This window comes from Candidatus Omnitrophota bacterium (assembly GCA_028715415.1).
Classification (GTDB): Bacteria; Omnitrophota; Gorgyraeia; order Gygaellales; family Profunditerraquicolaceae; genus JAQURX01.
In genome coordinates, this window is record JAQURX010000001.1 from 22,565 (window position 1) to 42,861 (window position 20,297).

Below are 20,297 nucleotides of genomic sequence, written 5' to 3' on the forward strand. Positions count from 1 at the left end.
TCATGGTCGAAGGAGGTGTTGTTTCACGTTGTTTAAGCATTAACTTAAGTAACAATAATATAAAATATACATAAAAGGAGAAATTCAAAATGGTAGATACAAGAGCAGAGCTTGAAAAACTGTACAATCAGAGCATTAAGATTGTTAATGAGGGACAGGTTGTCCAAGGAAAAATTGTTTCAATTAAACAAAAAGAAGTTTTGGTTGATATTGGTTTTAAATCAGAAGGAGTTATTCCTATTGATGAGTTTAGCCAGTTGGATTTAGAAGTTGGCAAAGAAATGGATTTCTTTGTTGACTCTATAGAGAATGATGCGGGCGTGCTTGTATTATCCCGTGAAAAGGCAATTCGTATCCAGGGTTGGGATAAAATTGTAAAATATTCCCAAGACGGAGATCTTACTGAGGGTAGGCCTGTTAAGAAAGTTAAGGGTGGTTTCCTTGTTGATGTTATGGGAATTGAAGGCTTCCTGCCTTCTTCGCTCTCGGCTTTTAAGAATGTCCTTGAGAAAGATATAATGTATAAGCCTTTTAAGTTTAAAATAGTAAAAGTTAATAACTTAAGGCGCAGTATTATATTAAGCCGAAGGGAAGCTGTTCAGAAAGATAAGGAAGTTGCGAAGGAAAAAATATGGGGAGAGCTTAAGGTAGGAAGTGTTTGCCCGGGAACAGTAAAAGCAATTACCGACTTTGGAGCTTTTGTTGATTTAGGCGGAGTTGACGGGTTGTTGCATATAACTGATATGTCATGGTCAAAAATCAGCCATCCTTCGGAAATCGTTGCTTTAGGAGACAAAGTTGAAGTAATGATTTTAAATCTGGATAAAGATTCCGGGAAGGTTTCGCTTGGCCTTAAGCAAAGATTCCCTGATCCTTGGCAGGATATTGAAAAAAGATTCAGCCTTGGAGCAAAAATAAAAGGTAAGGTAGTCAATATTTTGCCTTACGGTGTTTTTGTGGAATTGGAAAAAGGGATTGAAGGCCTGATTCACGTGTCTGAGATTTCCTGGACCAAAAGGATAAATAATCCCGGTGAGATGTTTGCCGTCGGAGATATGGTTGAGACGCAGGTGTTAAGCGTTGATAAGGATGCGCGCAGGATATCCTTAAGCTTAAAACAGCTTGAGCAAAATCCTTGGCTTGAAGCAGAATCCAAGTATCCTGTTGGCACAAAGGTTTCGGGGAAAATCCGGGGATTTACCGAATATGGAGCTTTTGTTGAGCTTGATAGCAATCTTGAAGGTATGATTCATGTTTCAGATATTTCATGGACAAAAAGAGTTGCTCATCCTCAGGATTGTTTAAAGAAAGGCCAGAAAGTAGATGTGGTTGTGCTTTCTGTTGACAGCCAGAATAGGCGCATTTCGTTAGGTTTAAAACAATTGCAGCCTAATCCTTGGGTTGAAATTGCTTCTAAGTATCCTTTGGATACTATGTTAGAAGCCGAGGTTGTGAGTATTACTGATTTTGGCGTGTTTGTGAAGATTGAAGATGAGCTTGAGGGTTTAGTCTATGCAAGCGAAATTGATAAAGATGAGGTTTCAAAATTAAAACCTCAGGACAAAATAAAGGTTAAGGTTATAAAAGTTGATGTGGAACAGGCAAAGATTGGCTTAACCGCTAAAGTCTAATTAGGTAATGGCGGATAGAGCATAGTTTATCGCTGTGCGCTATCCGCCATACATTAATAATTACACTAGAGGTAAAAATGGATATCTTGAAGCAACTTCAAATAATTAAACGCGGCGCAGTTGAAATTATTTCAGAAGTTGAGTTAAATAAGAAATTGGAAGAGAGCATAAAGGATAAACGCCCGCTTGTTATTAAAGCCGGGTTTGACCCTACTGCTCCGGATATTCATTTGGGACATACTGTTCTTTTAAGAAAATTGCGGCAATTCCAAGATTTGGGGCATAAGGTTGTATTTTTAATTGGGGATTTTACCGCACGCATTGGAGATCCCACCGGCAGAAACGAATTGCGAAAGCAAATGACTCCGGAAGAAGTGGTTAAAAATGCCGAAACTTACAGTAGTCAGATAGCCAAAATCCTTGATATGAAGACTTTAAAAACAGTATTTAACAGTGAATGGTTTGATAAAATGCATGGCCTTGAGTTTGGCCAACTGCTTACTCATTATACAGCTACGAGGATGCTTGAACGAAATGATTTTACTCAAAGAATGAAGGAGAAAAAGCCGATTTATATGTCAGAATTTATTTACCCAATTCTACAGGGCTATGATTCGGTAGTGCTAAAAGCTGATATAGAATTAGGGGGAACTGACCAGAAGTTTAATTTGCTTGTAGGCAGGGAATTACAAAAAGATTTTAAACAGCCTGAACAAATTGTAATTACAATGCCTCTTTTGGAAGGAACCGATGGAATCCAGAAAATGAGTAAGTCATATGGAAATTATATCGGTATAAACGAAAGCAGCAAAGAGATGTTTGGTAAAATAATGTCTCTTTCCGATTCACTAATGATGAAATATTTTGAATTATTAACTGACTGTGACCTTGATGAAATAAAGAAGATGCATCCGAAAGAAGCTAAGATGAAATTGGCCGGAGAAATTATAACTTGTTATCATTCCAAGGAAGAGGCCGAAAAAGCGCGGTCAGAGTTTGAGCGCGTATTTGCCCAAAAAGAGACACCTCAAGAGATTATTGAGTATAGGAGTGACGGAAAGAAGGCAATTATTTCCATCTTGACTGAAAGCGGCTTGGTTTCAAGTGGTAATGAAGCTCGCAGGCTTTTAAAACAAGGAGCGGTTTTCTTTGATAATCTTAAAATTGAAAAAGATAGCTTTGTTCCTACGCATAGCGGCGTTTTAAAGGCCGGCTCTAGAAGGTTCCTGAAAGTTGTAGTTTAATCCTAAAGAGGCTTCCTATAATGCTTCGCAGGTTTAATAAACTAGATGTTTTTACCAGAAATATCTTAGTTGTTTTCGCCGGTACAACCTCAGTAAACTTCATTAATTTCCTCTTTCAACTGCTTATAGCTCATAAGCTTACCCCTGAAAATTTTGCTGCTTTTAATTCCCTGGTTGCGCTTTTTATTATAATTTCATTTGCCTTTGGAACAATACAGACTGTTATTGCTAAGTACGCCGCGGAATTTAGTGCCGCAGGGAGCTTGAATAAAGTTAAGTTTTTTTATTCTGATTTATTAAAGAAAACATCCGTTATTGTTCTTGTTACTCAGGTAATTACTCTGATTTTTTTCCCCCGTTTATTTACTGCTTTGAAAATTAATTCTCCGCTTACTTGTGTTGCATTTTCAGTAATTTTCTCAACAATGTGGTTTCTGCCTGTTTTTTTAGGATTCATCCAGGGTTTTGAGCTTTTTAAAGAACAGTCGGTAGTTACTATTATCGGAGGTTTATTAAAGCTTGTTTTGGGATTTGCTTTAGTTTCTTTGGGTTTTAATGTTGCAGGGGCAATGATTGCATTGCTGATCTCGCAAATTATTTGCTTTATTATTTTCTTTTTCTTCTTAAAAGAATTTCTAATCTTTAAAGCTGACCACTTAGATATTAATTATAAGGAAATGTTTATTTTTTCCCTCCCCGTCTTAGTTTGCACTTTTAGCTATTCTATCCTTATTGGCTCTGATATGATACTTGTCAAATATTTTTTCTCACCTCAGGATTCTGGAACATATTCTTTGGCTCAAATGGTGGGAAAAGTATTTTTATTCCTTCCCTCGGCGATAACTATTGCCATGTTTCCAAGAATTAATAAACTTAATGCCCAAAAAATGGATACCCTTAGAACTTTAAAAAAATCAATATTTTATATGTCTGTTTTATGTGGGTTTGCTTTTGTTTGCTATTTTATGGCACCAAGTTTTTTCTTTAAAATTTTAACAGGGAAAGTTAATTCGGAATCAATATTGCTTGGAAAATTGTTTAGTTTTTCAATGACATTATATTCTCTTGTTATGGTTATGATGTGTTACTTTTTCTCTTTAAAGGATTTCCGTTTTATGAAGTATCTTGTTATGCTTACATTTCTTCAGACGTTCGGAATAATTTTCTTTCATGCAAACCTTTTGATGGTGCAATTTATTCTTTGTGCTAGTTCGTTTATGCTTTTTCTTATTTTATTGTTATTGTTGCGAAAAAAAGTTTAAAAAATTCATAAAAAATGAAAGATATTAAAAATAAAATTTCTATAATCATGCCAGCTTTTAATGAAGAAGGGCATATTGCCGCAAGTGTTGAGGAGACAGTTAAGACTTTTAATGAGTTTGGTTGCTCTTGGGAGTTAATTGTGATTGATGACGGCTCAACTGATAATACTTTTGAGATTTTGGAAGAATTAAGCCGTAAATACCCAAAGCATATCATTGCCAGGAAGAATCCTTACAATATTGGAAAAGGCAGAGCAATTAAAAAAGCATTACATTATTTAAGCGGAGATTATGTAGTTTTTCTTGACGCTGATATGGATTTGCATCCTCTCCAAGTGCAAACACTTTTTGATATTATGCGCTTAGACAATGCAGATATTGTCATTGGTTCTAAACTACATCCTAATTCTGTTGTAAATTATCCTCTTGAGAGAAGGGTGGTCAGTTTTGTTTATTATCTTCTGGTTAGGCTTTTGTTTAATCTTCCTTGCCATGATACCCAAACGGGTTTAAAACTTTTTAAAACTGAAGTCGTACGTAAGGTATTCCACAGGATATTGGTTAAGCAGTTCGCTTTTGATTTGGAGGTTTTGGTTAATGCGCATCATTTAGGTTACAAAATAGCTGAAGCTCCTATTGTGCTTAATCCTAAAAGGAGCTTTGGGAGAATTGGAATGAATGCAGTGTTAACTACTTTTCAGGATACATTGGCGGTTTTTTACAGGATGAGGATATTAAAATACTATGACAATATCGATTATTATCGCCGTAAAAACATGGCAAAAGAATTTAGAAGAATGCGTCGCTAAATGCCTTGAGTTGGACTACCATGATTTTGAGATTGTTATCCTTCCGGATAGTTTCATAGATAATGATTTCTTAAAAAGAACTAAAATTCCAGTTAAAGTTGTTCCTACGGGGGTAGTTGGTCCGGGAGAAAAAAGAGATAGGGCTATTAATGAAGCTTCCGGAGAGATTTTTGCATTTCTTGATGATGATGCTTATCCTGCAAAAGATTGGTTAAGAAAAGCGGTTAGGAATTTTGAAGATCCGCTTGTGGCTGCAGTTGGAGGGCCAGCAATTACACCTAAGAACGATAGTTTTAGGCAGAAAGCTAGCGGGGCTATATTTGAGTCTTTTTTAGTCAGCGCTGGTTTTGTCTATAGGTATTTACCGGGGAAAAAACAAGAAATTGAGGATTATCCTTCTTGTAATCTTTTTGTACGAAAATCAGTGATGCAGGAGCTGGGAGGGTTTAATACGAATTTCTGGCCCGGAGAAGATACAAAACTTTGTTTAGACATTGTAAAGAAATTAAAGAAAAAGATTATTTATGACCCTGAAGTGGTTGTCTGGCATCATCGTAGAAGATGGTTTGTCCCGCATATTAAACAAGTATCAAATTATGCCTTGCACCGCGGTTATTTTGTAAAGAAATATCCTGAAACTTCCTTTAAGCCAGCCTATTTTATTCCTTCCTTATTCGTATTGCTTTTGTTTGTCGGAGGCTTAATTTCTTTGTTGTCAAAAGAGTTCAGGATTTTGTATTTAGCTGCTTTTTTTCTGTATTTGTTTTTAGTGTTTATCTTTAGCTTTTCTAAAGACTTACGTTTGCTTCCTGCCGTATTTTTTGGTATAATATCCACTCATGTTGCCTACGGGGTTTATTTCCTTAAAGGGCTAATTTCTATTAAACTTAAAGAAGAAAAAGTTTAATTTTGATTGATTTGGTTGTATAAAAAAAGCCCCAATCAATACATGGTAATTACTATCCTAAGAATATAACTATGAAGATTATTATATCCTATCCGCCCTTAAGCAGCCAAAAAGGCTACCCAACTCTCGGTCAAAACAGGCAATTTCAATATTTCAAAGAGCCGACTTTTATTTATCCAATTGTACCTGCTCAGGCAGCTACTCTGTTAAAAAGAGCAGGGCATGAGGTAATTTGGAATGATTGTATTGCTCAAGGTTGGGAAGAGAGCCAGTTTTATGAGTTTATCAAGAAAGAAAATCCGGATTTAATCGCTTTTGAGACAAAAACTCCTGTTGTCAAAGAGCATTGGAAGATAATTAATAGCCTTAAGTCTCAAGTTTCAAGTGTCAAGATAGCATTGTTTGGGGATCATGTTACAGCTCTGCCAGAGGAATCATTTGAACATAGCCAAGTTGATTATGTTTTAACTGGAGGAGATTACGATTTTCTTTTGCTTAATTTGTGCAATTATTTAGATGGGAAAAACAATGATTTGGAGCCGGGAATTTATTTTCGCGAGAACGGCCAGCTTAGAAATACTGGAAAATTTAGGCTTAATCATGATCTTGACTCTCTACCATTTATTGATCGTGAATTAACCAAGTGGCAGTTATACGCTTACAAAAACGGGAATTACAAAAGAACACCAGGAACTTATATTATGTCCGGCAGGGACTGCTGGTGGGGGAAATGCACCTTTTGTTCCTGGGCTAATTTTTATCCTGAATTCCGCGTTCGAAGCGTTGACAATGTCCTTGATGAAGTTGAGATGTTGGTTTTAGAGTATAGAGTAAAAGAAATAATGGATGATTCAGGATGTTTTCCTGCGGGAGAGTGGCTTAAGGATTTTTGCAAAGGGCTAATTTTGAGAAAGCTTAATAAAAAGATCTATTTTGATTGCAACATGCGTTTTGGAGCTCTGTCAAATGAAGATTTCAGGTTGATGAAAAAAGCAAACTTTCGGCTTCTTTTGTTTGGGCTTGAATCAAGTAATCAGGATACTCTTGATAAAGTAAACAAAAATTTAAAAGCGGAAAGAATTGTTGAAGATTGCCGGAATGCAACACAAGCAGGTTTATTCCCGCATATAACCATAATGTTTGGTTATCCCTGGGAGTCTTATGAGGACACTTTGAAAACTTTGAATCTCGGAAAATGGCTTTTAAAAAAAGGCTATGCTTATACAATGCAGGCTACTGTAGTTATTCCTTATCCGGGTACGGATCTTTATTCTGATTGCCTTAAGAAAGGCTTACTTAAGAGCTTAGATTGGAATTATTATGATATGAAACATCCCGTAATGCGAAGTAGTATTGAAGATAAGAGAATCATGGAGTTGGTGCAAGAGATGTATAAAGTTTCATTTCAGCCCGAGTTTGTTTTAAGGAAAATCCTATCAATCCGTGATTTTGGTGATTTGGCATATTTTGCCCGGGCGGCAAAGAAAGTAGCCGGGCACGTCCTTGATTTTAGAAGGAATAAGGTAGATAGTGCTTAAATGAAATCAATAAATCGATACGAAGTTGATGAAAAAAATCGTTTAATTATTAAGCGCGGCAGTAAGAAATTACTGGCACGAGGCCGATTTAATATAGATAGGAAGAATCAACTTAGCTATTTATTGAATGAGCCTGCTAGCTGGCGTGAGCTTAATAATTTACCTTCAAAGATTACTTTTGAAGGTAGATGGCAAGTTGATTCTAATCACGATTTAATATTTGAACTTAGTGAAACAAGCGGACGGTTAAAGCGGGATAACTTAGTTATAAAAGCAGAGATTGTTTCTGTAGATAGTAATCTTCTGGCTGTTGAAATTAAAAGTTATAATGATAATGGATTATGTAGTGTGCAGGTTTTGGAGTTAAGCGGCATATGGCAGGCGGATGAGTATAACCGAATAAATTTTTGCATTGAGAGAAAATTTGTTCCCGATACGCTTTTGTTTAAAGGTGCTTGGCAAGTTAATAAGAATCAGCAGGTTGCTTATACTTACTAGAGAGTAGATTTAAAGAGAAAAACAAAGATAAACAAGGTCCTGATTTTTAAAGGATTCTGGCAGATAGGCCTAAATGATAAACTTACTTATGTTTTTGAGCACAGCAGCGCTTCACGTTTTGATTTTCGTGCGCAGATAGAGAGCAATAATCTTTATTCCCAAAAGGGCGCAATTAAATATCGTTTGGGAGTCGGCATAAAAGAAGATAAGTCTTATCGTGAAAAGATAGTTTATATTTTTGGTACTTGGAAATTCAGCCGTTCTTTAGGGCTATTGTTTCAGGTTGATTATGGAAAAGGGAAAATTAAAGAAATTGAGTTTGGCGCAGATTTATCTTTTAGTGATAAAGATAAGATATCATTTAACCTTTTAAATGATCTTCATAAGCCTTTAGGAATTAGCCTTACTTTAAGCCGTAAATTCTTAAAAGAAAATGAAGCTGAGGTGTTTGTGCGGCTTGAGAAAAAACTAAATGATTTGGGAATTGAAGCTGGTTTAAGAGTACCGTTTTAATCAACTTTAAAGGGGAAATCAATGGTTTGGAAATTAATCGGTGCAATTGCTGCGATTTTAACTACATTTTCTTTTGTCCCACAAATTGTTAAAGTGTTAAAGACTAAATCGGTAAAAGATGTTAGCTTGATTATGTTATTGCAGTTTAGCTTGGGGGTTTCTTTGTGGGCTATTTATGGGGCATATTTAAGAGATTTGATTATCATCTTAGCCAATGTAACCACATTTCTAACTTTGCTTGTACTACTTGTTCTTTATTACAAGTATAGAAGGAGCATAAAATGAAGAAAGCGTTTATTACGGGAATTGATGGGCAGGATGGTTCATATTTAGCGGAGTTTTTATTAAAAAAAGATTATAAAGTTTATGGAATGGTAAGGAGAGTGGCTTTGGAAGATCCTGAGCATCAGCTTGGGCGGCTAAAGCATATCTTAAATAGGATAAAGCTATACCCTGCCTCTTTAGAAAGTTATGCTAGTATATTTAGCGTGATTGATAAGATTAAACCCGATGAGTGTTATCATTTGGCAGCGCAGAGTTTTGTTAGTTATTCTTTTGAGGACGAATTTTCTACCATAAACACCAATATAAGCGGAACACACTATGTTCTTTCAGCTATTAAAGAAAGAGTGCCAAAATGTAAATTTTATTTTGCAGCCTCAAGTGAGATGTTTGGAAAAGTAAGAGAGGTCCCGCAAAATGAAAATACACCATTTCATCCGCGTTCTCCATATGGAATTTCAAAAGTAGCTGGTTTTGACCTAACAAGAAATTACCGTGAGGCGTATGGTTTATTTGCTTGCAATGGCATACTTTTTAATCATGAATCTCCTCGCCGCGGGTTTGAGTTTGTTACTCGTAAGATTACAAATAGAGTAGCAGAAATTAAATTAGGCCTTGCAAAAGAATTAAGGTTAGGAAACTTAGAGGCAAAACGAGATTGGGGATTTTCAGGTGATTATGTAGAAGCGATGTGGATGATGCTTCAACAGGCAAAGCCCGATGATTATGTAATTGCAACTGGGGAAACTCATTCTGTGAAAGAATTTGCAGAAATGGCTTTTAGGTTTGTTGGGCTTGATTGGAAAAAATATGTGGTTGCCGATAAAACTTTTTACCGGCCAGCGGAGGTTAACCTGCTAATTGGAGATTACAGTAAAGCCAAAAAAATACTAAAATGGAAACCCAAGGTAAAGTTTAATGAATTGGTTAAAATGATGGTGGAAGAGGATTTAAAAAGGCTGCGAGGTAAATGTGTTTGTGTTTAAATATTCTATTTCTAAATAAATGACTGAAGTTTCGGTAATAGTGACTACTAAAAACGAAGAAGTAAATATTAAAGCCTGTTTGGAATCAATTAGAAGACAAGATTATCCAGCAGAAAAAATAGAGGTAATTGTTATAGATAATAATTCAACAGATAGAACGAAAGAATTATCTCTAGAGTATACAAATAATGTTTTTAACTATGGGCCTGAACGTTCTGCTCAGAGGAATTTTGGTGTTAAGAAAGCTAGTGGCAGGTATGTCCTTTATTTAGATGCTGACATGCAATTGTCTGAAGAAGTATTGAGTGAATGTTTCAATAAGTGTGAAAAAGAAGGTTTGATCGGTTTGTATATCCCAGAAAAAATTATCGGGAAAGGTTTTTGGATTAAAGTAAGAAATTTTGAAAGAAGCTTTTATGACGCAACTTGTATTGATGCGGTGAGGTTTGTAAGAAAAGATAAATTCTTAGGAATCGGAGGTTTTGACGAAAGCCTGACTGGCCCTGAAGATTGGGATTTTGACAGGAGGATAAGGCAGGCGGGAGGAGTAAGTATAATAAAATCTCAAATTTATCATAATGAAGACGGTTTCAACTTAAAAGAATATATTTTAAAGAAATGTTACTATTCTCAGTGGTTTAATCTTTATAAACAAAAGTGGGGGGAAAGCGACCCGGTAATAAAGAAACAACTTGGGATTTGGTATAGGTATGTTGGTGTTTTTACTGAAAATGGGAAATGGCTTAAGCTTGTCAGGCACGGTGTTTTAACTCTCGGTATGTTTTCCTTAAGGATTAGAATAGGAGTAATGTATTTGAGGGGTTCTTATAATAGGAATTGAAAGTAATATGAAAATTGCTGTTGTGCTGGATCAGTTGTCAAAGGGCGGCACTGCTAAGCTTGCTATAGAAGAAGTGCGTGAATTATCAAGGTTAGGCCATGATGCCGAGCTCTTGTTGCTTTTTGATAATCAAAAAGATATTTTTGGCGATATCCTCAAGGGGATTAAGGTTAGAAAAATATGGCATGAAATTCCTGCCATTTTCAGAATTAACTTCAAGATTCCTTTCTTTTCGTTTTTCTCATTTTTCCATTTATCGGAAGTTTTAATCCTCCCATTTATTATAAAGAGAAAAGAATACGATTTTTTTGTTGCGCATCTAACTTATACTTGTTTTAGCGTTGCTAGCGTGAGTAAGTTTAGAAAGATTCCTTATATAGCTTATATTCATGACAGCATATCCTATATTTTTAGGAAAGTATACCTAAAAGGAAGTAAAAAGTTTTTCTTTTATTTGATTTATTTCTTTGCTGTTCTAGCCGATAAAATCATCTTAAGAAATGCTTTTGCTGTTTGTAAGCAGTCAAAGTTTGAATTGGATTATATTGAAAAGATTACTAAAAGAAAAGCTTTTGTCGTTCCTCCTTCAACATACAGGAGAAGGGACTCTATTCCGGATAAGAGAGGGGATAACCTGATTGCTTTTACAAAGTGGGATTTTTCGAAAAACTTTGATTTCTTAATTAAGTTGGTTAAAAATCTTCCAACTCAAAAATTGATTGTTGCCGGACAGTGGCATCCAGATGAATATTTGGCCAAGGTGAAAGCAGCGGTACACGAAGAAGGCCTCAATGAAAGAATAATTTTTAAAGGCCAGCTTGATGAGGAAGGGATTAAGGATTTGTTTGATTCTGCAAGAGTGCTTGTTCATCCTCTTTTTGAGGCCTGGGGCTCTACTTTATATGAAGCGGCATGTAATGGAGTTACGTTTATTGCTCCAAAAGGATGTGGAATTTCAGACTATTTATTTCATGAGAAGGATGCATTTTTCGTTGCCCAAGATGATTTAGACGGGTATCTCTATTACATTAATAAATTAGTTAACGATAAAGATTATGCGTTTACGATGGGAAGGCAAGCCTGGATAGATATTAAAAAAATAGATATAGAAAACCATGTTAAATCTTTAGTTTCAATAATGCAAGGATAATCCGGTGAGGTTTCTTTTTATTACTGAAAATTTTTTTATGGAACACTTGGGGGTTATGTATATATCCTCTGTCCTTAAGAACTTAAGGGTTGAGGTTGATCTAATCAAGATTAGTGAGGATCCTATAGCCAAAGTTAAGGAATATGCGCCTGATATAATCGGGTATAGTGTCATAACTGGAAGCCAGGATAAGTTTCTAAAATTGAATTCGGAATTAAAACGAAAATTTAAGTTCGTATCTGTTATGGGAGGGCCGCATCCTACTTTTTTCCCTGAAATAGTTGCTAATCCGGATATTGACTATTGCTTACGCGGTGAAGGAGAGATAGCAATTAAGGAATTCATCCTTTTTATTCAGGGGAGCTTAGCTAAGGAAAAAGTCCACAATCTTTCATACAAGGCCTCAGGAAAGATTTTACACAATCCTCTTACAGGCCTTATAGATGATCTTGATAGTATACCTTTTCCAGATAGAAGCATATTCTTTAAGTATCCGGATATTGATAAATGCGGGATAAAGCATTTTATTGCAGGGCGCGGGTGCCCTTTTGGCTGCGCATATTGTTTTAACGAACAATATTATGCTCTTTACAAAAATCTTGGGAAACGGGTGCGTTTTCGCTCCGTGAATAATTTAATATCCGAAATAAAAGAAGTTGTGAAATTATCCCCTGTTAAGTTGGTTTATTTTCAGGATGATACCTTTATTTTAGATAAAGCTTGGTTAAGGGAATTTTCGGAGGTTTATAGAAAGCAAATAAATCTTCCTTATCATTGTCATATTAGAGCTAATTTGTTTAATGAAGAAGTAGCAGGTTTACTAAAATCTTCTAATTGCTATAGTGTCCATATAGCAGTAGAAGCTGGGAATGACTATCTGCGGAATTCTATCCTTAAAAGAGGGATGAAGAGAGAAGAGGTTGTTAATTCCTGTGAGCTGCTTAATAAATATAAGATTAAATTCATGCTACAGAATATAATTGGTTTGCCGGAAGGAAATCTTAGTGCCGATTTAGAAACTCTCAAGCTTAATATAAAATGCGCCCCGACTTATGCATGGGTCTCAATTTATCAGCCTTATCCGGGCACTCCGCTTTCCGAGTATTGCATAAAGAAAGGTCTGTTTGATGGTAACTTTAATGCGCTAAACGATAATTTCTTTGACGCTTCTTTCTTAAATTTCAACGCTTCTTATAAAAAGCAGATCGAGAATTTACAAAAAGTTTTTTTTATTATTGTCAAATTCCCCTTTCTTTATTATCTTAGGCTCTATAAGTTAATGCTGTTATTACCAAGGAATAATTTCTTTAGAAAATATCTAAAAAAAGTATACTTAAATTTCCGGCGTAAAGCTGATGTTGAGCTTTTTGGAATGCGTATATGAAGAAAATAGTGATACTAAAATATTCAGCTATAGGAGATGTGCTTCGTACTACGGCAATCTTACCGGGGCTAAAGAATGAATTCCCCGGTTCAGAAATTTATTGGATTACCGAAGCTAAATCACGCCCCGTCCTAGAAAATAACCATTTCATTAAAAAAGTATACCTGGAATCTGAGCTTACTGAACATTTTAAGAAAGATAGATTTGATTTAATTATTAATCTGGATGAAGATTATGATGCATGCCAACTTGCTAGTGAATTAAAAGGAAAAATTCTCGGCTATTATTTAGAGAACGGGAAGATTGTTTGTTCGCAAGGCGCGAAATATTGGATGTCTATGAGTTTGCTGGGGGCGGATAACAGAGATGAATTAAAAAAAGCAAATAAGGAAACCTATCAAAAAATCATGTATGACATAATTGAGCTTCCTTATGATTCTGATTTTAGTAGTCGTCTTTTTTTAACTGCTAAAGAAAAAGAGTTTGGTTCCTCTTTTGCTAAAAAACACAAGATAGACTTTCATAAAGATTATGTGGTTGGAATAAATAGCGGAGCAGGCAAAAGATGGCCTCTTAAGAAACTTGAGATCAAAAAAATAGTTTTAATGATCAATAAACTCATTGATTGCGGTTTGAAGGTAATTTTACTTGGCGGAGAAGAAGAGGTTGAGCGTAATCAAAAAATTCTATCACTATGCAGTAGTAAACTTGTTGATGCCGGATTGGATAATTCTATCAGGGAATTTGCTTCAATAATTAATATTTGTGATTCTATCGTTACCGCAGATACCTTGGCTATGCATATAAGTATTTCGCTTGGTAAACATACTTTAGTTTTTTTCGGGCCAACGCCTTGGCATGAGATTGAGTTTTATGGAAAAGGAGAAGCAGTTTTTTCTAATCTTGACTGTCTTTGTTGCATGAAAAAAATAATCTGCGAGAAAAAACCTAATTGTATGGAATTGATTAATGAAGATTTAATTATCGAAAAGATTCTGCAGCATAAACAGATATCAAAAGAAAGAGTAATAATTGATGGATAGTATTAAAAATCGAATATGTAGTAAAGAAATTAATATGATAGCCCTTACGATGGGCCATGAGGGCATGTGCGGAGGTACGAGGATTTTTATTGAGCTCGGCAAGAGGTGGCTTAAATCCGGGTGTAAATTAAATATTTTTGTTACAGATGAGGGGTTTAGTACATGTTGTAAATATGGCCTTGGCAATGCCAATTTTTTTACGTTTCAAGGTAGAAAATACAAAAAGTTAGGTTTGTTTCTTTTCTATGTTATCTTGCTTTTAAAAGGTATTTTTCTGGTCCTTAAATTAAAAATCAGAAATAAAAAAATAGATATTGTATATTCAACTTCTGATTTCTGGCCGGATAGTATTACTGCTTTTATAATGGCAAAAGTATTAAATAACGCGAAGTGGGTTGCAGGATTCTATCTATTTGCGCCAAATCCATTTAAAAATGATAATCCTTATAGAGGGAAAAGTTTATTAAGAGGGTTATTGTATTATTTTACTCAATTGCCAATTTATTGTATTGTTAAAAGATTCGCTGATTTTGTTTGTGTTACAAGCATCCCCGATGTAGGTAATTTTATTACTCCGCGCCGCACTGAAGATAAGATTTTGGTTATAATGGGAGGAGTGGATTGTTCTCTGCATAGAGAAATTCCTGAAGTAAAAAAGGAATACGATGCTTGTTTCTTAGGAAGATTTCATCCGCAAAAAGGAGTAATTGAGCTTATTGATATCTGGCGTATGGTTGTAGATAAGAAACCAAATGCCAGTCTGCTTATTATCGGTTATGGTGAATTGCTGGAAAAACTAAAGGAAAAAATAAATTTAAACTCGCTTTCGGAGAATGTGATAGTTAAGGGTTTTACGGATGGGGAAGAAAAGGTAAGAATTTTAAATAAATGTAGCATCGTTGTCCATCCAGCCTTGTATGATAGTGGCGGGATGGCTGCTTGTGAGGCAATGGCGTGCGGACTTCCCGCAGTAAGTTTTGACCTGCCTGCATTAAAGACGTATTACCCGAAGGGGATGCTGAAAACTAAATGTTTTAGCTTAGAGGAATTTTCTCAGAATATCTTAAGATTACTGGAAGATAGGCAACTTTATGCCAAGTTAAAGATTGATGCTCTTAACTGGGCTAAGGAATGGGATTGGGATAAAAAAGCAGAGTTTATTTTAGAAAAGATAATAAATGAATAATAAAGAAAATTTCGATATTGTTTTATTTTCGCCTCCTTCGCGAATGATTAATCATTACAGGCCGCCAATAGGATTATTGTATATTGGAGGGTATTTAACTCATCATGGTTTAAGTGTCAAGGTTATGGATGTTCCTTTAAAAGATCAGATAAGGGATAGTAAATTTAAAGAGAATGTGAAAGAGGTAATTAGCAATGTTCAGAAAAGGATGCTGGATGATTTTAGGAATATTAAAACTAAGATTGTAGGGATATCTTGCTATACTCCTGAATACTTTGAAGTTGTATCTTTGGCTAAAGAAATAAAAAAAATTGATCCTTCTGTTATTGTTATGGTGGGGGGAATCCACCCTACTTTTTATCCAGAAGAGTTCTTTGAAGAGGATGATGTTATTGATATATGCGTTATTGGGGAGGGAGAAGTTACTGCTTATGAATTATGCCGGAGTATTTTAGGAAAAAGTAAGTTAGCTTTAAGTGAAATAAAAGGCCTTGCATATTTTGATAAAAAAGAGAATAAGGTAGTCCATACTGCTAAAAGACTCCCAGTTGACAATTTGGATGAAATTTCTTTTCCTGATTATAATCTGGTGGATACACAGTATTATACAAACGCTTCTCCATATTCAATTAGAGGCGTATTTTTGCGTTCAATGTATCTGTTGGCTTCTAGGGGTTGTCCTTCACAATGTACTTTTTGTGTGGCAAAGAAATTACGTGAAATTTTTGGCATGGGAAGGTTCCGTAGCGCAGAAAGTTTGATAAAAGAGCTTAAATACTTAAAAGAGAAGTTTGCAATAGATTCGTTTTATTTTGTTGATGATCTTTTTACGGTTAATAAAGAGAATGTTAAAAAGTTTTGCGGTTTATTAAAGAAAGAACATCTCGGTCTTATTTGGGGATGTTCTTCCAAAGTTTCAACTGTTAATGAAGATTTGTTAAAAATTATGGCTAGTTCAGGTTGTGTCCAGATTGATTTTGGGGTAGAGAGAGGTTCTAATGAAGCACTGCGCTTGGTAAACAAGGGGCAGACTGTCGAGATGGTAAAAGATATCTTCCGGCTTTGCCATAAATATAAAATCAGGACATTTGCTAATCTTTTGGTAAATCTTCCGAAGGAATCAGAAAAAGATTTAGAAGATATTCTTAAATTGTTAGACGAAATTAAACCAGAGATAGTAAGTTTAAATATATTTAGCCCTTATCCGGGAACAGAAATTTATGATAAAGGGAATTATAAGTTTACAAAGAATGAGTATGCTGATTTTTTTATTGATGCGTCTCGTGCGATAAAGGATAACCCTGATAAATTCAAATTCTCACGCCATAATATTGATTTAGGGGAATGGACAAGGAAATATTCTAAGAAATATAACAGCGTGTTGTTAAATCTAAAGTTTTATCTGTCTTTTAAATATTGGAAAGTTTTGTTTTTCTCAAGAAGAAAAATTAATTATTTAAAACAAGCTGATTTGCTTGTTAGGGAGTTTATTAATCAAAAGTTTTAATATGAAGTGTCCAGTATGCGGAAGCTTGAAGATTAAGGATGTTTTCTTGGTCTGTGATACCCATGGAAGGCATGTTATTAACCCACAGGATAATTTCCAACTAGTAAGTTGTCTTGATTGCGAGGCAGTATTTATTCCCGACTTAACAATAAATGAGGAGTATTATTCTAAGAATTATTCAAATGATTATTATGAAGTTGAATCAAGCATAAAACCAGTTAGCCGGTTGGAGCATTTATTAAATAAATTATCTGTTAAGATCAAAGAAAGCTTAATTTTAAAGAATTTTTTGCGGGGGGATACAAAATTAAAGATTCTTGATGTAGGTTGCGGGGATGGAAAATTCCTGGAGAATTTAGATGTCCGGTTTTTTGAAAAATACGGGCTAGAAATTAATCCAAAGGGTTATGGTATTTGTAAAGATAAAGGCCTTAAAGTTGCTAATAAAGAGCTAAAGAATGCTTCTTTTGAAGATAGTTTCTTTGATGTTGTAACGCTTTGGCATGTCATAGAGCATTTAAAAGATCCTAACGAAACACTGGGGTTAATAAAAAAGATATTAAAGAAAGAAGGAGTCTTGATGATTGCCACTCCAGATACTGATAGCTTGGGATTTAAATTTGGAAAGAAATATTGGTTTCATTTAGATGTTCCAAGGCACTTAATTTTATATAATAAAAAAAGTTTAAGCTTACTTTTGGAGAAAGCCGGGTTTAAGGTTATTAATGATAAGAATTTGTCTTTTGATTTCCCTTTTGATTTATTTTGGTCAATGAGAAAATCTTGGTTGAAATACCTTGTTTATCCACTGTATCCATTTTTCAAGTTTTTTGATAGAGAAACCATGCTTTTAATAGTGAAAAAGAAAGACTGAAGACTAAAAATGAAAATTCTTCTAATTCAACAATGTTTTGAGGATTTTGGAGGCTATTACCGGAGTATAAATATGGCGCGCGCTTTGGCTAAGAAAGGCCATTGTGTAGATTTACTTATTTCGAGCCGTGAAACCTCCTTTTTTGTTAAAAAAGAAAATAAAACGCTTAATCTAAGCGTATTTAAATTACCGCGGTTTGGTTTTCTGGATAACGGAAGAATTTTACGCGGAATAATGGCATGTTTTTTTGTGATCTTTAGAAAATACAATATTGTTCATATTTTTGAATCCGTCCAATTTGAAACAAATATCCCATTAGTGCTTTGTAAAGTTTTAAGAAAAAAAGTCGTTCTTGATATTGGAGATGACTGGCTTGATTCTCCAACGTATCACGGCTCAAATTGGGCTATAAGGCGGTATATAAGATTTTGTGACTTAAAGTTGCCTGCTAAATTTAATTTTCTAACTGTTACTAGTGAATTCCTAAAGAATAAGTATAATAGTCTCGGTAAAAAAAATATTCTAAAAATTGTTAATGGGGTGGATTTAAGCCAATTTAAATCAATGTCCAAAGAGAAAGCAAGAGAAGCCCTAGGGATTCCAAGCAAAGACAAAATCATCCTTTCTTTCGGAAATACCTATGAGGGAGGAAGGGCGTATCTTCTTTTAAAGACTTTTGAGCATATCTATAATCTAGATAATTCAATAAAATTATATTTTAATATGGATCCTAATAATTATTTAAATGACAGTAGGATTAAAGAAGGCATTAATCGCAATGTATTTGAAAATATAAAAGTAACTGGGTATATAACAAAAGAAAAACTTGCTGAATATTTGGGGGCAAGCGATGTTATATTATTTCTTACTGGTTCAAGAGACGCAGAAAAAGCTTGTTTTCCAATACGTATCGGGACATATCTAAATGGCGAAAGAGTTATTGCAATAGACAAGACAGATAACGAAGCCTATAACACTTTGGCGAGATACAATTGTGTCCTTTCTGGTGAAGGACCGCAGGCAATTGCTAAGAAGGTTATTGATTTCTTTAATGATGAATTGTTGCGGCATAAGCTTGAGGAAAATGTTGTCATTGCCAAGAAAGAGCTCAGTTGGGATAATTTAATACTAGAGTTATTGGAATTTTATAAACAGGTAAAATAAATATTTATGGCTAATCTTTTATTGTATAACGCGGTAAATCAAGGGATTTTTAGTAAGGCAGAGGATAATCCAGTTAATCTGGGGTTATTTTCAATTTCTGCTTTTGCCAAGGAAAAAGGTTACAGCGTCAAGCTATTAAAAAACATTAAATTTATTGATATTGATAAGGATTTAAAGCACGATTTAAAAGATGCTTTATTGGTTGGTGTCTCCTGTATGACCGGAGACCCTATCAAAAATGCAATACAATTTAGCAAAACATTAAAGAAAATTGCTCCAGAGTTAAAGATTGTTTGGGGAGGTTACCATGCGTCTTTAGAGCCCGACCAGACACTTTCTAATAGTTATATTGATTTCTTGATCAGGGGTTGGGGTGAAGAGCCTATAGTGGAATTACTCAACGCAATAAAGCATAACAGAGATTACACAAATATTAAAGGCTTGTCTTACAAGCAAGATGGAAAGATTATCCATAATCCAACTGCTAGATATGATGATATAGGCAAATTTCCTATGTATGATTATAAGCTTCTCGATGGCTTTAAAGAGCAGGTTAAAGGCCGCGGGTTTATATATTGCTCAAGCCGAGGCTGTCCGTTTAATTGTTCTTTTTGTTCTGTTGCCGCTTTCTATGAAGGAAATAAGCCGTACTATTCCTATAGCCTTGAAAGAATTTTTGATGAACTTCAGTATTTCCAGAAAGAGTTTAAGCCTTCACATTTCTTCTTATGGGATGACAATTTCTTTGTTGATAAAAAACGCGTCCATGACTTCTGTGAGATCTATAAACAAAAGAAGTGCGATTTTAAATGGGAAAGTTTTGGAAGATGTGACTTCTTCTCTAATTGTGATGAAAGTTTGTTGGCATTGTTAAAAGAAGTGAATTTAAAAAAAATATATTTTGGCGCTGAATCCGGTTCGTTGGCGGTACTTAAAAAAATAAATAAGAATATAACGCCTGCCCAAATTTTGTCCTCTTTGGAGCGTATTAAGAAGTATGGTATAATTGGGGATTATACTTTCATGTCTGGCTTTCCGTTTGAGAGTTTGGCTGATTTAAAAGAAACACTAAAATTGATGAAAGATTTGCAGGGGATAGATAGTTCAGCAGGGATTAGGATCTTTAATTTCTCTCCGAGCCCAAAAATGGATTTGATTAAAGATTGTTTAAAAGCAGGCTTTAAATATCCTGTTAAGATAGAAGAATGGGAAAAATTTGAGTATCATTGTTTTGTCCCTAACTGGGTAAGCCCTGAGCACGCAAGATTATTAAAAGTTTTGCCCTGGCTGACATCATTTTTATCTCAGGAAACCCTGCCATATAAAGAAAAAAGGGGTATTGTTGATTTTGTTTTAAAAATATTGCATAAGTCTTCAAAATTTAGATTTAAACATGATTTTTATTTATTCCCAGTAGAATGGTTAGCGTTAAGATTCTTTTATAAAAAACATTTGGGGATTTAATTATTTTTTTTAGC

At 34.8% G+C, this 20,297-nt stretch carries 19 protein-coding genes; all 19 read left to right on the plus strand.

The annotated features are described in order from the left end of the window. Nucleotides 1-89: 89 nt before the first annotated feature. Nucleotides 90-1,631 carry a 30S ribosomal protein S1 gene (locus tag PHO70_00135; GenBank protein MDD5431385.1) on the plus strand — a complete coding sequence of 514 codons (1,542 nt, stop codon included), beginning with the start codon at nt 90-92 and terminating at the stop codon, nt 1,629-1,631. A 77-nt stretch (nt 1,632-1,708) separates the two neighbouring features. Further along, nucleotides 1,709-2,875, plus strand: coding sequence for a tyrosine--tRNA ligase (gene tyrS / locus PHO70_00140; GenBank protein MDD5431386.1), 1,167 nt, complete (start codon nt 1,709-1,711; stop codon nt 2,873-2,875). A gap of 20 nt (nt 2,876-2,895) precedes the next feature. After that, nucleotides 2,896-4,137: an oligosaccharide flippase family protein gene (locus tag PHO70_00145; protein ID MDD5431387.1), complete on the plus strand. Its 1,242-nt coding sequence runs from the start codon at nt 2,896-2,898 to the stop codon at nt 4,135-4,137. Nucleotides 4,138-4,151: 14 nt separating this feature from the next. Beyond that, nucleotides 4,152-4,946, plus strand: a complete 795-nt coding sequence (locus tag PHO70_00150) for a glycosyltransferase (protein ID MDD5431388.1) — start codon at nt 4,152-4,154, stop codon at nt 4,944-4,946. Next, nucleotides 4,882-5,853, plus strand: a complete 972-nt coding sequence (locus PHO70_00155) for a glycosyltransferase (protein ID MDD5431389.1) — start codon at nt 4,882-4,884, stop codon at nt 5,851-5,853. The genes PHO70_00150 and PHO70_00155 overlap by 65 nt, the downstream gene beginning before the upstream one ends. Before the next feature lie 71 nt (nt 5,854-5,924). Continuing rightward, complete coding sequence (locus PHO70_00160) at nt 5,925-7,391, plus strand: radical SAM protein (protein ID MDD5431390.1); 1,467 nt, start codon at nt 5,925-5,927, stop codon at nt 7,389-7,391. Continuing rightward, nucleotides 7,392-7,889: a hypothetical protein gene (locus PHO70_00165; GenBank protein ID MDD5431391.1), complete on the plus strand. Its 498-nt coding sequence runs from the start codon at nt 7,392-7,394 to the stop codon at nt 7,887-7,889. Between the two features lie 183 nt (nt 7,890-8,072). After that, on the plus strand, nt 8,073-8,402 hold the full coding sequence (locus PHO70_00170; GenBank protein ID MDD5431392.1) for a hypothetical protein: 330 nt from the start codon (nt 8,073-8,075) through the stop codon (nt 8,400-8,402). A gap of 21 nt (nt 8,403-8,423) precedes the next feature. Then, nucleotides 8,424-8,687 (plus strand): SemiSWEET transporter, encoded by a 264-nt coding sequence (locus PHO70_00175; protein ID MDD5431393.1) that lies wholly within the window; start codon nt 8,424-8,426, stop codon nt 8,685-8,687. Next, a complete protein-coding gene (locus PHO70_00180; GenBank protein ID MDD5431394.1) occupies nt 8,684-9,670 on the plus strand; it encodes a GDP-mannose 4,6-dehydratase in 987 nt (328 codons plus the stop codon). The genes PHO70_00175 and PHO70_00180 overlap by 4 nt, the downstream gene beginning before the upstream one ends. A gap of 19 nt (nt 9,671-9,689) precedes the next feature. Next, complete coding sequence (locus PHO70_00185) at nt 9,690-10,511, plus strand: glycosyltransferase (GenBank protein ID MDD5431395.1); 822 nt, start codon at nt 9,690-9,692, stop codon at nt 10,509-10,511. A 7-nt stretch (nt 10,512-10,518) separates the two neighbouring features. Next, entirely contained in the window at nt 10,519-11,661 is a 1,143-nt protein-coding gene (locus tag PHO70_00190) for a glycosyltransferase family 4 protein (GenBank protein ID MDD5431396.1), read from the plus strand. 37 nt (nt 11,662-11,698) lie between these two features. Next, nucleotides 11,699-13,045, plus strand: a complete 1,347-nt coding sequence (locus PHO70_00195; GenBank protein MDD5431397.1) for a radical SAM protein — start codon at nt 11,699-11,701, stop codon at nt 13,043-13,045. Then, entirely contained in the window at nt 13,042-14,088 is a 1,047-nt protein-coding gene (locus tag PHO70_00200) for a glycosyltransferase family 9 protein (protein ID MDD5431398.1), read from the plus strand. The genes PHO70_00195 and PHO70_00200 overlap by 4 nt, the downstream gene beginning before the upstream one ends. Further along, entirely contained in the window at nt 14,081-15,274 is a 1,194-nt protein-coding gene (locus tag PHO70_00205) for a glycosyltransferase family 4 protein (protein MDD5431399.1), read from the plus strand. The genes PHO70_00200 and PHO70_00205 overlap by 8 nt, the downstream gene beginning before the upstream one ends. Further along, a complete protein-coding gene (locus PHO70_00210) occupies nt 15,267-16,781 on the plus strand; it encodes a radical SAM protein (protein MDD5431400.1) in 1,515 nt (504 codons plus the stop codon). Before PHO70_00205 ends, PHO70_00210 begins: the two co-directional genes overlap by 8 nt. A 1-nt stretch (nt 16,782) precedes the next feature. After that, nucleotides 16,783-17,655, plus strand: coding sequence for a class I SAM-dependent methyltransferase (locus tag PHO70_00215; protein MDD5431401.1), 873 nt, complete (start codon nt 16,783-16,785; stop codon nt 17,653-17,655). Nucleotides 17,656-17,664: 9 nt separating this feature from the next. Beyond that, nucleotides 17,665-18,819: a hypothetical protein gene (locus PHO70_00220; GenBank protein ID MDD5431402.1), complete on the plus strand. Its 1,155-nt coding sequence runs from the start codon at nt 17,665-17,667 to the stop codon at nt 18,817-18,819. A 6-nt stretch (nt 18,820-18,825) separates the two neighbouring features. Further along, nucleotides 18,826-20,283, plus strand: a complete 1,458-nt coding sequence (locus PHO70_00225; protein MDD5431403.1) for a radical SAM protein — start codon at nt 18,826-18,828, stop codon at nt 20,281-20,283. The last annotated feature ends 14 nt before the right edge of the window (nt 20,284-20,297 follow it).